At 67.4% G+C, this 14,000-nt stretch carries 15 protein-coding genes and 1 riboswitch; of the genes, 5 read left to right on the forward strand and 10 right to left on the reverse strand.

Going from position 1 to position 14,000, the window contains the following annotated elements:
* Positions 1-36: 36 nt before the first annotated feature.
* From L1066_RS10575 to L1066_RS10590, 4 genes are all read right to left on the reverse strand, one after another.
* Positions 37-819 carry a ZIP family metal transporter gene (locus L1066_RS10575; protein WP_235736289.1) on the reverse strand — a complete coding sequence of 261 codons (783 nt, stop codon included), beginning with the start codon at positions 817-819 and terminating at the stop codon, positions 37-39.
* On the reverse strand, positions 813-1,232 hold the full coding sequence (locus L1066_RS10580) for a HEAT repeat domain-containing protein (protein ID WP_235736290.1): 420 nt from the start codon (positions 1,230-1,232) through the stop codon (positions 813-815). The genes L1066_RS10575 and L1066_RS10580 overlap by 7 nt, the downstream gene beginning before the upstream one ends.
* Before the next feature lie 13 nt (positions 1,233-1,245).
* Entirely contained in the window at positions 1,246-2,226 is a 981-nt protein-coding gene (locus L1066_RS10585; RefSeq protein ID WP_235736291.1) for a ribonucleotide-diphosphate reductase subunit beta, read from the reverse strand.
* Between the two features lie 208 nt (positions 2,227-2,434).
* Entirely contained in the window at positions 2,435-5,062 is a 2,628-nt protein-coding gene (locus L1066_RS10590) for a ribonucleoside-diphosphate reductase subunit alpha (RefSeq protein WP_235736292.1), read from the reverse strand.
* Between the two features lie 139 nt (positions 5,063-5,201).
* A riboswitch (cobalamin riboswitch) is annotated at positions 5,202-5,539 on the reverse strand.
* A gap of 327 nt (positions 5,540-5,866) precedes the next feature.
* Between L1066_RS10590 and L1066_RS10595 the strand changes: the two genes are divergently transcribed.
* Positions 5,867-7,414, forward strand: coding sequence for a DUF222 domain-containing protein (locus L1066_RS10595; RefSeq protein WP_235736293.1), 1,548 nt, complete (start codon positions 5,867-5,869; stop codon positions 7,412-7,414).
* Positions 7,415-7,603: 189 nt separating this feature from the next.
* Here the strand turns inward: L1066_RS10595 and ligD (L1066_RS10600) are convergent, their stop codons facing one another.
* The 4 genes from ligD (L1066_RS10600) to ligD (L1066_RS10615) form a co-directional block, all read right to left on the reverse strand.
* Positions 7,604-7,996, reverse strand: coding sequence for a non-homologous end-joining DNA ligase LigD (ligD, locus tag L1066_RS10600; RefSeq protein WP_376707667.1), 393 nt, complete (start codon positions 7,994-7,996; stop codon positions 7,604-7,606).
* 30 nt (positions 7,997-8,026) lie between these two features.
* Positions 8,027-8,524: a hypothetical protein gene (locus L1066_RS10605; RefSeq protein ID WP_235736295.1), complete on the reverse strand. Its 498-nt coding sequence runs from the start codon at positions 8,522-8,524 to the stop codon at positions 8,027-8,029.
* A 229-nt stretch (positions 8,525-8,753) separates the two neighbouring features.
* A complete protein-coding gene (locus L1066_RS10610; protein WP_235736296.1) occupies positions 8,754-9,842 on the reverse strand; it encodes a DNA polymerase domain-containing protein in 1,089 nt (362 codons plus the stop codon).
* Between the two features lie 52 nt (positions 9,843-9,894).
* On the reverse strand, positions 9,895-10,182 hold the full coding sequence (ligD, locus tag L1066_RS10615) for a non-homologous end-joining DNA ligase LigD (RefSeq protein WP_235736297.1): 288 nt from the start codon (positions 10,180-10,182) through the stop codon (positions 9,895-9,897).
* Between the two features lie 65 nt (positions 10,183-10,247).
* Here ligD (L1066_RS10615) and msrB point away from each other — a divergent pair, with 65 nt between their 5' ends.
* Positions 10,248-10,667: a peptide-methionine (R)-S-oxide reductase MsrB gene (msrB, locus tag L1066_RS10620; protein ID WP_235736298.1), complete on the forward strand. Its 420-nt coding sequence runs from the start codon at positions 10,248-10,250 to the stop codon at positions 10,665-10,667.
* A 191-nt stretch (positions 10,668-10,858) separates the two neighbouring features.
* Positions 10,859-11,563 carry a hydrogen peroxide-dependent heme synthase gene (gene hemQ, locus L1066_RS10625; RefSeq protein ID WP_235736299.1) on the forward strand — a complete coding sequence of 235 codons (705 nt, stop codon included), beginning with the start codon at positions 10,859-10,861 and terminating at the stop codon, positions 11,561-11,563.
* Here the strand turns inward: hemQ and L1066_RS10630 are convergent.
* Positions 11,547-12,284, reverse strand: a complete 738-nt coding sequence (locus L1066_RS10630; protein WP_235736300.1) for a protoporphyrinogen/coproporphyrinogen oxidase — start codon at positions 12,282-12,284, stop codon at positions 11,547-11,549. The two genes, hemQ and L1066_RS10630, sit on opposite strands and share 17 nt — an antisense overlap.
* Entirely contained in the window at positions 12,182-12,916 is a 735-nt protein-coding gene (gene hemG, locus L1066_RS10635) for a protoporphyrinogen oxidase (RefSeq protein WP_235736301.1), read from the reverse strand. Before hemG ends, L1066_RS10630 begins: the two co-directional genes overlap by 103 nt.
* A 64-nt stretch (positions 12,917-12,980) precedes the next feature.
* Between hemG and L1066_RS10640 the strand changes: the two genes are divergently transcribed.
* On the forward strand, positions 12,981-13,313 hold the full coding sequence (locus tag L1066_RS10640) for a hypothetical protein (protein ID WP_235736302.1): 333 nt from the start codon (positions 12,981-12,983) through the stop codon (positions 13,311-13,313).
* On the forward strand, positions 13,310-13,999 hold the full coding sequence (locus L1066_RS10645) for a DUF4349 domain-containing protein (protein WP_235736303.1): 690 nt from the start codon (positions 13,310-13,312) through the stop codon (positions 13,997-13,999). The genes L1066_RS10640 and L1066_RS10645 overlap by 4 nt, the downstream gene beginning before the upstream one ends.
* Position 14,000: the final 1 nt, after the last annotated feature.

The following is a 14,000-nucleotide window of genomic DNA, read 5'->3' on the forward strand; positions in this document are numbered from 1 at the left end:
GGCTGACCGCGGCGCTGCAGTGACAGCCGCATCACGTCAGGCGAGCCCCAACAGTCCCAGGCTCAACGCCATGGTGCCGGCGCCAGCCGTTGACGACATCGCCGCCGTGCGGACGGTGGCCAACCGACAGGCACTCGGGAGCAGCTCGGTGACCGCGATGTGCAGCATCACGCCGGCGACCAGGCCGAACACCAGCGCATGGGCGGCCGCGGGAAGCAGTGCGATCAGCAGCAGGTAGCCGAGCACCGCGCCCACCGGCTCGGCCAGCCCCGAGAGTGCGGCAGCCGCGACGGCCCTGCCTCGGCCGACCCCGGCGCCGTGGAGAGGTGCGGCCACCGCGATGCCCTCGGGCACGTTGTGCAGTGCGATGGCGAGGGCGACCGTCGCACCGGCTGCGGGGTCGTCGACCGTCGCGACGAAGGTCGCCAGGCCCTCCGGCAGGTTGTGGGCGCTGACCGCGAGTGCCACCACCACCCCGCTGCGCAGCAGCCGCTGCCGCTCCGCGCCAGGACCGTGGGCGTGCGTCTCTCCCCGCTGCCGACCACCGGCCCACCGTTGCAGCCCCGCCGTGATCCCGGAACCGGCCGCGACCAGGAGCAGGGTCGTCCCCCAGGCCGATCTCGATCCGAACGCAGACGCGAGTCCGTCGGCTCCCTTGGGGATGATCTCGACAGCCGACACGAGCAGCATCGCTCCAGCAGCGAATCCCAGTGCTGCCGCCAACCCGGCATCGCTGCGCAACCGGTGGTGCACGGCGGCCAACCCGCCGAGCGCCGTCGCCGCGCCAGCCAACGCCGTGAAGGCGAAGGCGATCAGCACCGCCAGCCCTCCGCCCAGGTCACCACAGCGCGGACGCCGGGGTCAGGGTCCGTGGCGAGCGTGACCAGCAGGTCATCGGGAACCGTCGGATTGGCCGCCACCCACCCCCGAACCAGCGGGTCGGGGTCGCGGGACAGCTTCCGGAGCACGGGCGCCGGGGTGTGTTCGTTGCGGGCCACGCACCTGCGCACGCCGACCTCGGCGTCATCGGCCAACACCTCCAGCACCTCGCGCGGAGCGTGGTGGGCGAGGGCCGCGCTCTCGCGGATCACCGCCTTCGGCGACGCCGCCAACGCATGCACCCGTCGTACCTTGCCCTCGCTTGCCGGGGGTGAGGCGAAGCTGGACAGCGGCGGCCCGGCGGCGGTGGAAGCCGCCAGGGCCGCGCGTTGCCCCGGGGTGAGGAAACCCATGCAGGACATGGCCTCAGCCCTGCTTCGCGTTCACCTCGTAGGAGGTGTTGATCGACTCGAAGAAGTTGACCAACTGCAAGGTGTCGTTGGCCGTCGCCATCCACTTGGCCGGGTTCGCCACCTGGTAGTGAGCCTCGAAGCCGAGTTCCTCCAGCCGGCGGTCGGCCAGGTACTTCACGTACTGGTTGATGTAGTCGGCGTTGAGCCCGAGGATCCCACCGGGCAACAGGTCCCGGTTGTAGGCCTCCTCCATCTCCACTGCGTCGAGGACCATCTGGCGGATCTCGTCAGCGAACTCGGGCGTGGCGATGTCGGGGTTCTCCTCGAGCACCGTCAGCACCAGGTTGATGCCGAACTTCAGGTGGAGTGACTCGTCGCGCACGATCCACTCGATGAGCGAGCCGAAGTTGCGCAACAGGTTTCGCTGCCGGAAGCTCAGCGCCACCATGAAACCGGAGTAGAACCAGATCCCTTCGAGGATCACGTTGTAGGCGATCAGGTTGCGGACGAAGTCCTGCTTGCCCGCGGTGGTCGTGATGTCGAGTGTCTGCTCGGTCATCCGCTTGATGAAGCGGACCTGGAACTCCTCCTTCGCCGCCATCGACGGCACCGTCACGTGCGAGGCGTACGCCGCCTCTCGATCGATCGGGAACGTCTCCAGCACGTACTCGAAGCTCATGCAGTGGTTGGCCTCCTCCCACATCTGCTTGGCGAGATACAGGTGTGCCTCCGCCGCGTTGACGTAGGGGTAGACGCCGAAGGCCAGGGCCTTGTTGACGAGCAACTCGTTGGGGTTGAAGTAGCTCATCAAGAAGGTGAGCGCGCGACGTTCGTCGTCACTCATCCGCTCGAAGTCACCCAGGTCCTCCCCCAGCTGGATCTCGTTGGGGAACCAGGTGTTGGCGACCGCCTGGTCATACAGCTCCATCGCCCACGGGTAGGTGACGGGCTTGAGGAGGAGACCCTCCTCGATTCCGGTGCCGAGAATCGGCATGTCAGTTCACGTCCTTCCTTCTGATGTCGTCATCGTTCGTAGGGCAGCCCACCCCGGAGGTCGAGCCCACCCCGGAGGTCGAGCCCACCCGAGGTCGAGCCCACCCCGGAGGTCGAGCCCACCCGGAGGTCGAGCCTGTCGAGACCACCTTCTGCAGCCGGTCTCGACAAGCTCGACCGTCGGGTCTCGCCATCGGGTCAGGAGCGGGTCACTGGCAGGAGTCGCACTGCAATCGCTCCATGGGGTCGATCGGACACTGCACGTCTTCGACGACGTCCAGCTCCTGCACGCCCGCGGGCACTACTGGTTCGGCAAGGCTGGTCTCGACAGGCTCGACCACCGCAGACAGTGGCTCGACCACCGGCGAGACAGGCTCGGCCACCGGCGAGGCGGCCGCGAAGCCGCGCTTGGCTGCGCCGAAGCCGCGACGCGTACCGCCGGTCGTGGCGTCGGCGGACCGCAACTGCTCGGCCTTGTTGACCTTCACCGTCGACTGCTCAGCAGTGTGTCGCGGCATCATGTGCAGGTAGTAGGTGGTCTTGACGCCGAGCCGCCACGCCTCGGCGTACAGGTCAACCATGTTGGCCACCGACCGGTCGGCGAGATAGATGTTGCGACTGATCGCCTGGTCGATCCACTTCTGGGCGCGGGCCGCGACCTCGAGGTAGGCACGGCCGGGCAGCTGGAAGGAGGTCTGGTAGATCTCCACGAGCTCCGCCGGCACGTCGTCGCGCTCAGCGGCCACCTTGGCGAGGTCCCCTTGGTGACGCAGCAGATCCTCGCGAACGTCATCCCAGGTCCCCGCGGCGCGCAGATCCGTCACGAGGTTGCGGTTGACCTCGAGGAACTTGCCGGAACTGGTGGAGCGGCTGAAGATCTGGCTGAACTGCGGGTCCAGGCCGGGGGTGGTGCCGGCGACCAGACCGATGGACGCGGTGGGTGCGATCGCGAGCAGGGTGGAGTTCCGGATGCCGCCCTTCACCTTCGCACGAAGGCTGTCCCAGTCCAGACGGGTACGCCGGTCGACGGTCACCTTCTCGCCGCGGTCCTTCTCCAACAGGTCAAGGGTGTCCACCGGCACCAGCCCTCGGCTCCAGCCGGAACCGTCGAAGTTGGGATAGACGCCGCGCTCGCGAGCGAGGTCGGCGGAGGCGTCGATCGCGTGCCACGACACGAACTCGACCAACCGGTCGATGAGGTCGTAGGCCTCCGGCGACGCGTAGGAGTATCCGAACCGCTCCACGATGTCGGTGAAGCCCATGACGCCCAGCCCGAGCGCGCGGTTGAGTTCGTTGGAGTGCTCCGACTCCGGCACCGAGCTGATGGTGATGTCGATCAGGTTGTCGAGTTGACGCACCGCCGACCGGGTCGACTCCGCCAGCCGGTCCCAGTCGACCTTCGCATGCTGGCGACGGCCGGTCATGTGCCGGGAGAGATTGATCGACGCGAGGTTGCACACGGCGACGTTCTCCCGGTCCTGCGGCAGCGTGATCTCGGTGCACAGGTTGGAGAGGTGGATGGTTCCGGTGTTGTCGTTGAGCGCCCGAGTGTTGATGGTGTCCTTCCAGGTCAGCCACGGGTGCGACGTCGACTGGAGCGTGGCGAGGATCGACTTGAACTGCTCGCGGGCACCGATCTTCTTGTGCCGCAGCATCCCGGCCTCCGCAGCGGCGACGTACTCCGCGTAACGCTCGGAGAAGGCGCGGCCGGTGAGTTCGACCAGGTCGGGCACCTCGGCGGGGTCGAAGAGATACCAGGCATCGTCTCGATCGACCCGCAACATGAACTCGTCCGAGATCCACACCGCGGTGTTGGCGGTGCGGGTGCGTCGGTAGGGGTCGCCGGAGTTCTGGCGCAGGTCGAGGAACGCCGGGAAGTCGAGGTGCCAGTTCTCCATGTAGAAGCAGAGCGCCCCGAACTTCTTGCCACCGCGACTGACCGCGCGCAGCGTCGAGTCGATCGTGTGCATGAACGGGATCGGTCCGGTCGAGGAGGTGTTGTTGGACTTGATCGGCGAACCCTCGGAGCGCAGCTTGGTCACGGAGAGGCCGATCCCGCCGGTGCCCTTGGTCAGCCACATGACATCGCGCACCGACTTGGCGATGTGCTCGATGTCGTCCTCCATCTGCATCACGAAGCAGTTGGAGAGCTGGGCGTACGACGTACCGGCGTTGACCAGGGTCGAACCGGCGGCGAGGTACTCCAGCCGCGACATCCGATCGTAGAAGCCGAGTGCGGCAGCGGTCGGGTCCTCCTCGTTGAGGGAAAGGCCCATCGCCACTCGCATCCAGAAGAACTGTGGCATCTCCATCGGCCGACCGTCGGGGGCCGACAGCATGTAACGCGTGCGCATCGTCTGCACGCCGATGTAACGCAGCAGATCGTCGCGGTCGGGGTCGAGCGTCGCCCCGAGCCGCTGCAGGTCGAAGAGTTCGGTGAGCCGGGAGTCGAGCAGCCCGATCTCGACGCCACGGACGACGTACGCCACGAATGCCTCGGCGTGGAAGGCATAGACCTCGTCGCGGGTGACGCCCTCGCCGAAGATCGACTTGTAGAAGCTCTTCACCAGGAGCCGCGAGGCGATGGTGTCGTAGGCCGGGTCGTCCTTCACGTTCTGCAGCGCCACCTGCACGACGGCCTCGTCGAGCTGCTCGCTGGTGATGCCGTCGAAGAGCGTGATCTCCAGCTCGGAGCGGAGCTGGGTCGCGCGGGCGACCTCGTGGTCGAGGCCCGCTGCGGCCTCCTCGATCGATCGGGCGATCTCATAGCCGTCGTACGGCGCCCTGGTGCCGTCCCGCTTGACGACGGTGATGCTGGTGCTGGCCTCGGTGCTCATTGGTCCACCCCTCGTGAATCCGCTGCTGTCCGCTGTCCGCGGACGCCGAGAGGATGCAGGGGTACGACGCAGGGTCGGCAGGGAACTCTGCCGTGCGTTTCGATCCCCTGACCTTCCCTCGAGGTCGCGGACCTCCACCGATGGCGGTGGAGCACTGGCAGGTCTTCGGACTCATGGGCGCATCTCACGAACTCGGCTTCGAATTCGTCCTCACCCGGTCACCGAACTTTCGATCGGTGATCGAGCTTGTCCACTCGGTGATCGAGCTTGTCCACTCGGTGATCGAGCTTGTCGAGATCCCTACTGTCCGCCGCTTCCCAGGACCGTGTTCGTTGGTCCCAGTGCTGATGACGGAGGTCGTTCCCATTTACCGCTGCGGGGCAGTCCCGGATTCTCACCGGGTTCCCTCTTGAGAGCTCTCGCTCCCTCGGCGACCCCTCTGGCTGAGAGGCCGAACCAGCTGCGACAACCACTATATACACGAATCACGACGTTGTAACTACCTAGATGTAGTGGTCGGCGACACGGCGCCAATAGACCGGACAGCCTGCCGAGGGGACGTAGCAGACGCCAGAACGCTGCCGGTTCGTGGTGTCGGTGCTGTTCGGGGGCTGGGGTCCGGTGCGCGGGTACGGGTTGTCGTCCCCGGCCGGGGGCGGCGGTGTCGGGGGTCCTTGCCCACCTGACTTCACCAGCCCAGCCACCCGGCCCCGGGGGTTCGACAAGACCACAGTGTCGGAGCCTCCTGAAACACTGACCACACCACGCCAACCACCCCGTCGGAACAGGTGAGGAGCAGCGAAGATGACCGGCATCTCAGCAGACACCCCAGCAGTCGACCTGCTGCAGGCTGCCGCCGAAACACTGCACCGACGCCGGCTCGAAGAAGTCGCCGAACTCGAAGTGCTCGCAGCCTGGGCTGACGTCCACTCCGCCGACGGCCCCGGATCCGGTCCGTTGATCCACCCCGGCGGGCAAGGAACACCCGGGGTGCAAGACCACGCCATGGGCGAGATCGCCCTGGCCCGCCACACCGGCGTGATGGCCACCATCAACGCCACCGCCGACGTCCTCGACCTACGCCACCGACTCCCGTCGACCTGGGCCAAAACCAAGGCTGGTGTCGTGGACGTGTGGGTGGTCCGCAAGATCGCCCGCCTCACCCGCCACCTCCCCCACACAGCAGTCGCACTGGTCGACACCGCCATCGCCCCCATCCTGGACCGAGAAGGCACCGGACGGATCCTCGACATCACCGCCGCCAAGATCATCGAAGCCGACCCCGACCTCCACAACACCCGCGTCGAAACCGAGAAGCAACGCCGCTACGTCAACCTCGGCCAAACCGACGAACACGGACTACGCACCCTCATCGCCCGACTCGAGGCCGGGGACGCCACCTATGTGGAAGCCACCGTCACCCGAGTCGCCGACATCCTCAAAACCCGCCACGACAACCACACCCCCGACGAACTACGAGCCAAAGCACTCGGCTACCTCGCCCGCCCCGCCGAACTCCTCGCACTACTGACCGCGAACACCGACCCCCACGGCAACCTCGACCCCCACCTCCCCCACGACCCCTGGAACCCCACCCCACCCACCGGACCCGAACCCACCGGGCCCAAGAACGAGGAAGCATCGGCCGGCTCCGAGGACACCGGCCAAGAACACTCGTTGAACAAGGCGATCGCGTTTCCCACCGACCTCCTCGACCGACTCACCGACGTCGACTGGGCCGTGCTCAAACCGAAGCACACCCTCTACGCCCACCTCCACGAAACAGCCCTGCACGGCACCCCCGGCGTCGCAAGGGTCGAAGGCCTCGGCGCGATGACCCTGGCCCAACTCCACGGCCTCCTCGCCGGAGCAACCGTGGTGGTCAAACCAGTGATCGACCTCCACGACAAGATCCGCGCCACCGCCTACGAACACCCCGAGTCGTTGAAGGAGCGAGTGCACCTCACCACCGGCGGCGACTACTGGCCCTGGGCCAACTCCACCAACAGACACCTCGACTACGACCACGTCCACCCCTACCAACCCGAAGGGGGTGACGGGCAGACCGGCAGCCACAACTCCGGCCCCCTCGGCAGGCGCCACCACCGCTACAAAACCCACGCCGGCTACCGGGCCACACAGACCGGACCCGGGGAATACGTATGGACCACACCCCACCACCAGGCATTCCTCGTCAACCACACCGGATCACGGCAGATCGACCCCGAGGTCGCTGAGGCACTCATCAACCGACCCCGATGGCACGAGCAGACACCCCAGCCGACACTGCATCCACCGCCACCCGACAACGCACCACCCGACCCCCTCAACCCCTTCAACCACGCCGCCTGACCGGGCCACCGGAGGCGGGTCTCGACAAGCTCGACCAACGACAGCGGGCTCGAGCAACAGCGCACGGCGGGGTCTCGACAGGCTCGACCAACGGCAGGGCGACCTGGTCTCGACAAGCTCGGCCAACGGCGAGGGCGGGCTCGACCGGCGGGGGCGGGCTGGACCTGCGGGGGTGTGGACCGCTCGGGTTCACCCGATGCGATTGCCCGTGGCGTCCCAGTGCTCGGCGACCTTCTTCGACGGCTGCACCCGTGGTGGCTCTCCCGGCATCTCCGGATAGTCGGGCGGATAGTTGAGCTCGACCGGGTGCGCATCCCAGAGTTCCAGCAACGGAGCGAGCGAATGCGCGACGTCATCGATCTCGGCCCATGCATCGGGACGTTCGGCCAGCAGCTCGGGCACCGTGAAGAGGTTGAAGCGCGCGGGGCCCTCGACCTCGGCGAGCTCTTCCCAGGTCAGGGGCATGGAGACCGGAGCCCCTTGCAGTGGCCGGAGTGAGTACGCGGAGGCGATCGTGCGGTCGCGACTGTTCTGATTGAAGGCACCTAAACAAACACCTTCACGCTTCGCAACACCTTCCACCAGAACCCCGTCAGTCGTCTGCGGCGACGATCAGGTGGAGCACGGAAGTCCCACGGTCGATGACGACGAACTCGTGGTAACCAGTGCCACCGACAATGCCGCCGTACTCATTGAACGCACTGTCGGGCGGCTGGAACTCGAACGCGTCACCGTCGGCGAACAGAGCAAGACGTTGTCCCGCAAGTTGCTGCAGGTCTCGTCGCTCGGTCCCTCGTAGCCGTTGACCCAGTCTTGGTCCTCGGACCACGCACGAACTGTCTCCACCGCGTCGTCTGCTGCGACCCTCTCGAACATGGAAGACGAGAGGCGGTCGAGCCACCAGTTGGCATGAAGGGCAGGACCGAGGTCGTCCATGTTGGCAGGGTCGAAGGGTGAGCAGTAGTTGTGCTTGTACGCAGGCGTCGCCATCAGGGCAGCCAGCAGTTCTTCGTCGGGACGGCCCTGGATGATGTCGAAAGCCTTCAGGTCCACCCACATGAAGGTGTCAGGGTCCATGTGCACGAGTGAGAAGTCTTTGAGTCTCAGCACGGCGCCCCCTCGTCTTCGAGTCCATCCACTACCTCGAGGTCGGCCTCCGCAACGTCATGGACCAGGCCGTGTCCGCCGCGTTCGGAGCCGCGTGGCTGAGTACTGCTCATCATGAACCGATCCACACGCGGGATCTCGAAGCGGACCTTGTCGGCGCGGCCCTTGGACTTCACATCGCAGCGACGTCTCGCGTCCCGAAGGTTCTTGAGAGCAAGAAGCATCCGTAGCGCTACGTGTCGATCCGGTTGCCGTCTGCATCCCAGTGCTCGGCAACCTTCTTGGAAGGCTGCACGCGCGGAGGCTCCCCGGGCATCTTCGGATGATCCGGTGGGAAGTTCAGCTCCCCTCCCGGCAGGGTCTCCCACAACTGCAGCAGAGGATCGAGTGAGTGCGCGACCTCGTCGATCTCGGACCAGGGGTCACCGTCCGAGAGAAACTCGGGGACTGAGAACAGGTTGAACTCCCGAGCATCCTTGACCTCGGCCAACTGCTCCCACGTCACCGGCGTGCTGACTGGGGCGCCCGGCTTCGGCCTCAACGACCAAGCACCCGCCACTGTCCTGTCTCGCAGGTTCTGATTGAAGTCCAGGAAGACTGACCCCGCGGGGCGTTCCTCCTTCCACCACTTCGTCGTGGCACCGATGTCCCGCCGTTCGAGCTCTCTTCCGAGCCCGATGGCTGCATGGCGGACCTCTTCGAACCCGTAGCGCCGCTCGATCCGAACGTAGATGTGGATTCCTCGGTTGCCGCTGGTCTTGGCAAAGCCGCGTAGACCGAGTTCCTCAAGCAGTTCGCGTGTCGCCTCAGCGACGCGCTGCGCGTCCTTGAAGGTCGCGCCTTCCTGAGGATCCAGATCAACGCGGAACTCGTCGGGATGCTCGACGTCAGACGCTCGAACGGCCCAGGGGTGAAAGGTCAGGGTTCCCATGTGCGCTGCCCACACTGCTGCAGCCGGTTCGCTGAGGCGCAACTCGTCGATGGGACGACCATTGGGCGTGGTGACGCGACAGGTTTCGATCCACTCGGGGGCTCCCTTGGGCAGCCGCTTTGAGTAGAAGCCATCTCCCTGCTGTTGGCCCATGGGGCCGACCGACAGGGTCATGCCTTCTCGCCACCCGCCAGGCCACCTCTCCAGCGCCACAGGACGGTTCCCGTTGGCAAGCATGAAGGCATCAGCGACCTCGGCGAAGTACTCGCAGACCTGGAGCTTCGTGACTTCCGCTGTGCGGTCCGTGGCCTCATAGACAATGCGGTCAGGGCTTGAGACGCGAACCTCCCGCTCTCCTACAACGACGTGCGCGGCGGGCATCTTGACCATGATCCCAACCTATCGTTCGCAAGCGCCGCGCAGCGCGACTCAGCCGATGTGTTCATGTCGCCAGCGCCTGCTCGCCACCGCCGGAGGTCTCTTGATGCCGGGCTTGATGGCGTGCCAGGGTCATCCCCTCGCGTACGCCGCTGGGCCACCTCTCGAGCGCCGTCGGACGATCCCGCAACGCACGCATCAGGCCGTCACCAACGGAGGCGAAGTACTCGGCGACCATCAACTTGGTCACCGTCCCCGTGGAAGCCGTCGCCTCGTAGATCACCCGGTCGGGACTGGAGACCCTGACTTCGCGTCCCGCCGCATCGACCATCGCTGCCGGTGTCGTCGCCATGGGCCCACGCTACTGGTCGCCAGGACGCCCGGGCCGCACTCGGAGGTCGCGCTAGTCTAGGGCGCATGGCCTACAACGTGGAGAAGAGCGACCAGGAGTGGCGCGACCAGCTGACCTCCGAGGAGTACGCCGTCCTTCGTCAGGCCGGCACCGAGCGCGCGTTCACCGGTGAATACACCGACACCGAGACTCCGGGCACCTACCACTGCCGGGCCTGCCAGGCGGAACTGTTCACCAGCGACACCAAGTTCCACTCCGGGTGCGGTTGGCCGTCGTTCTACCAGCCGATCAGTGACACGATCGAATACCTGGAGGACAACACGCTGGGCATGCGCCGGGTCGAGGTTCGCTGCGCCAACTGCGGCTCCCACCTGGGCCACGTGTTCCCCGACGGTCACGGCACCCCGACCGGCGACCGCTACTGCATCAACTCGATCTCACTCTCGCTCGCACCACCGTCTGGTGCCACCGGCCCGGCCGACTGATCGCCTGCCTGCCCTCGGACGCCACGTGAGGCTGTCCGGAATCTGTTCGGACTCACCCGGCACGCCCGGACGCGCCCCTTTTCAGGCACGGCGGGGCCGATACTCGAGACTGTGGGGAGCCCCGTACGGGGGTTGGGGCTCCCCACCCACCCCTCCCGGCAGGTGTCGAGCCCGCGCGGCACAATGAGGCCATGACCTCCACCTCGAACGCTGCGCGTACCCGCGAACTCAACGAGACCATCCGCTACACGATGTGGTCCGTCTTCAAGCTCCGCGATGTGCTGGGCGACGCCGACCGCGACGGTGAGGCGACCGAGATCCAAGCGCTGATCGACACCCTCGCCGGCGAGGACGTCGTGGTCCGTGGCATCTACGACGTCTCGGGCCTGCGTGCCGACGCCGACCTCATGGTCTGGTGGCACGCCCCGGCGTCCGAGCAGCTGCAGTCGGCCTACAACCGTTTCCGCCGCACCGCTTTCGGTCGCCGCCTCGACCCGGTGTGGTCGCAGTTGGCCCTGCACCGCCCGGCCGAGTTCAACAAGAGCCACATCCCGGCGTTCCTCGCCGATGAGGAGCCCCGCGCCCACATCTGTGTCTACCCGTTCGTCCGCTCCTACGAGTGGTACCTCCTGGAAGACTCCGAGCGTCGTCGCATGCTGGCCGAGCACGGCAAGATGGCCCGCGACTATGCCGACGTGCGCGCCAACACCGTGGCCAGCTTCGCGCTGGGCGACTACGAGTGGATGCTCGCCTTCGAGGCCGACGAGCTCGACCGCATCGTCGACCTCATGCGCCACCTGCGTGCCTCCGACGCCCGCAAGCACGTGCGCGAGGAGGTGCCATTCTACACCGGCTCCCGCGCCACCGCGTCCGAGCTGCTCAACCGCCTGCCCTGAGATCCGCTACGGCGCGGTGGGCCGAGGCGATGCACGCCGGCACGCCCACCCCGTCATAGCTGGCGCCACACACCGCCAGCCCCGGCACGCTCGCGATCTCTGCCCGCACCGCGGCGATCCTGTCGAGGTGGCCGACGGCGTACTGCGGCAGTCCGCCGCCCCACCGCTGCACATGGCTGGCGACCGGCGCCGCGGTGAGCCCCGTGGCCAGGCCCAGGTCGTGGCGCGACCACGCCACCAGCTCCTCGTCGCTGGCCCGGACCGCTGCCTCCTGCCGGTGCCGGCCCAGCGACAGCCGCAGGTGGACGACGTCACCCCCACCGGCGTCGCGGACCCACTCCCACTTCGCGAAGGAGAAGGTACCGGCCTTGATCCGGCGGCCTTCCGACGGCGGCACGAGGAATCCGGAGAGACTCCCGTCCAGATTGTCGTTGCCCACGAGGTCGGACGCCCGGAAGGCCAGGGTGACCACCACGACCGACGCCGTCTCGATGCCGCTGAGCAGCGCAGACGCCCGGGGCGCCAGCTCGGCGAGCAACCGCGAGGCCGGAGCCGCAGGGACCGCCAGCACGACCGCGTCGGCCCTCATCCTGCGCGCAGCGACTGTCGGCCCCACCGTCAGCACGAAGCCGGTCCGGTCACGGCGCAGCTCACGCACCATCGCATCACGTCGCACCTCGAATCCACCGGCTGCCTCGAGCAGGCCCGGCAGGGTCCCCATCCCCCGCGCACCCCAGCAAACACGGGCACGTCGGAGCTCGGGAGCGCCGTCGTCTGCTCGAGCAACGATCCGCGCCCGAGCATCGCGACGAGCTGCGGCACTGCCGCACGCACCGAGATCTCACCCGCGTGGCCGGCATAGACCCCGCCGAGGAGCGGCTCCACGAGGCGGTCGACGACCTCGGACCCGAACCGGCTCCCCACCACGTCGGCGACAGAGGCATCCCCCACCAGCGGTGCGGCGGGGAGCCCAGGCTCAGCAACGACGACCCGCATCGCCTCAGCCGAGAGCAACCCCGACTCCGCCAAGGACGCGAGGTCCATGGGGACACCCATCAGGCTGCGCGGCAGCGGGTGCAGCCTGCCACCGACCCAGATCCGCGACGTGGCAGCCGTCGGATGTGCCACCTCGGCTCCGACCTCCCGCGCCAACGTGACGCCCTCGGGACGCCTGTTGAGCATCGCCTCACACCCCACGTCGACGCCGACCCCGGCGATCTCCACGGTGCGCAGCTTGCCTCCGGTGCGGGGTGACCCCTCGAGCACCAGCACCTCCGCACCCGGCTCCGTGGCCAGGGCCCTGGCTGCCGCCAAGCCCGATATCCCGCCACCGACCACCACCACGCGTGTCATGCCCGCAAGGCTATTCGTTCACGACCAGAGGGAACCGGTCGCCCGAACGCCGCGTCCCACGGACATGAACATCCACCGTCACCCCCAGACCCGCAACCAGAAGATCCGCCGACTCGCCATCGCGCTCGCCGCCCTCGGCCTGATCGCGGGCGCCACGGCCTGCTCCAGCGACTCGAGCAGCTCCGGAGCCTCGTCCGCCGACCGGTTGCCGTCGCTCAGCTCGCAGCTCGACGAACGCGGCGAATTGCCGGCCGACGAGCCCAGCGCCAGACCCACGGAGGCCGCGCCCGACCAGGACGAGGGTCGGCCGGGTCGTCCGATGACTCCGCCGCCCCGGAACGCAACCAGTCGCCGCCCAACGAGAGGCGACGTACGGCGCCCAGCGAACGTTCGGTGATCCAGACCGGCAACGTCTCACTCGCCAGCGACGACGTCGGCGCCACCCGCTTCGACGCCAAGCAGTTGGTCGACCAGCACTCGGGGGACATCTCCGAGGAGGAGACCGGCACCTCCGACGGCGAGGTGAGCCGCGTGCGCATGGAGATCCGAGTACCTGCCGACTCGTTCGACGAGTTGATGACCGCCCTCTCCGACCTCGGCGAACTCCGCTCGGCGACCCGCAGCGCGGAGGACGTCAGCACCCAGGTGATCGATGCCCGCACGCGGCTCAAGAGCCAGGAACGCAGCATCGCACGCATCCAGAGCCTGCTGGCCTCCGCCAAGGATCTCAACCAGATCATCTCGATCGAATCCCAGCTGGCCACCCGTCAGGCCGACCTCGAGTCGCAGAAGGCCCAGCTGGCATGGCTCGAGGACCAGAGCTCGCTGTCCACCATCACCTTGTCCCTGGCTCCCACCGAAGAAGTCGCCGAGGCAGAGGAGAAGGACGACGAGAGCGGCTTCCTGGCAGGCTTCAGCCGCGGCTGGGACGGCCTGGTCGACGTGGCCACGAGCCTCGCCACCGGAATCGGCACCGCCCTCCCCTTCTCCGTCGTCCTGGCGGTGATCCTCGGCGCCTTCTGGGCACTCCTCCGCCGCCGCCCTGCACGGCAGGAGCGCCCGACCGACCAGATGCCCGCCTGAC

The sequence above is a fragment of the Nocardioides alcanivorans genome, assembly GCF_021555175.1.
Classification (GTDB): Bacteria; Actinomycetota; Actinomycetes; order Propionibacteriales; family Nocardioidaceae; genus Nocardioides; species Nocardioides alcanivorans.

Bases quoted from the DNA above. Each gene is read 5' to 3' on its own strand.
- L1066_RS10580 (WP_235736290.1), bottom strand. From the start codon at position 1,232: ATGGGTTTCCTCACCCCGGGGCAACGCGCGGCCCTGGCGGCTTCCACC.
- L1066_RS10585 (WP_235736291.1), bottom strand. From the start codon at position 2,226: ATGCCGATTCTCGGCACCGGAATCGAGGAGGGTCTCCTCCTCAAGCCC.
- L1066_RS10590 (WP_235736292.1), bottom strand. From the start codon at position 5,062: ATGAGCACCGAGGCCAGCACCAGCATCACCGTCGTCAAGCGGGACGGC.
- L1066_RS10595 (WP_235736293.1), top strand. From the start codon at position 5,867: ATGACCGGCATCTCAGCAGACACCCCAGCAGTCGACCTGCTGCAGGCT.
- L1066_RS10610 (WP_235736296.1), bottom strand. From the start codon at position 9,842: ATGGTCAAGATGCCCGCCGCGCACGTCGTTGTAGGAGAGCGGGAGGTT.
- ligD (WP_235736297.1), bottom strand. From the start codon at position 10,182: ATGGCGACGACACCGGCAGCGATGGTCGATGCGGCGGGACGCGAAGTC.
- msrB (WP_235736298.1), top strand. From the start codon at position 10,248: ATGGCCTACAACGTGGAGAAGAGCGACCAGGAGTGGCGCGACCAGCTG.
- hemQ (WP_235736299.1), top strand. From the start codon at position 10,859: ATGACCTCCACCTCGAACGCTGCGCGTACCCGCGAACTCAACGAGACC.
- L1066_RS10630 (WP_235736300.1), bottom strand. From the start codon at position 12,284: ATGGGGACCCTGCCGGGCCTGCTCGAGGCAGCCGGTGGATTCGAGGTG.
- hemG (WP_235736301.1), bottom strand. From the start codon at position 12,916: ATGACACGCGTGGTGGTGGTCGGTGGCGGGATATCGGGCTTGGCGGCA.
- L1066_RS10640 (WP_235736302.1), top strand. From the start codon at position 12,981: ATGAACATCCACCGTCACCCCCAGACCCGCAACCAGAAGATCCGCCGA.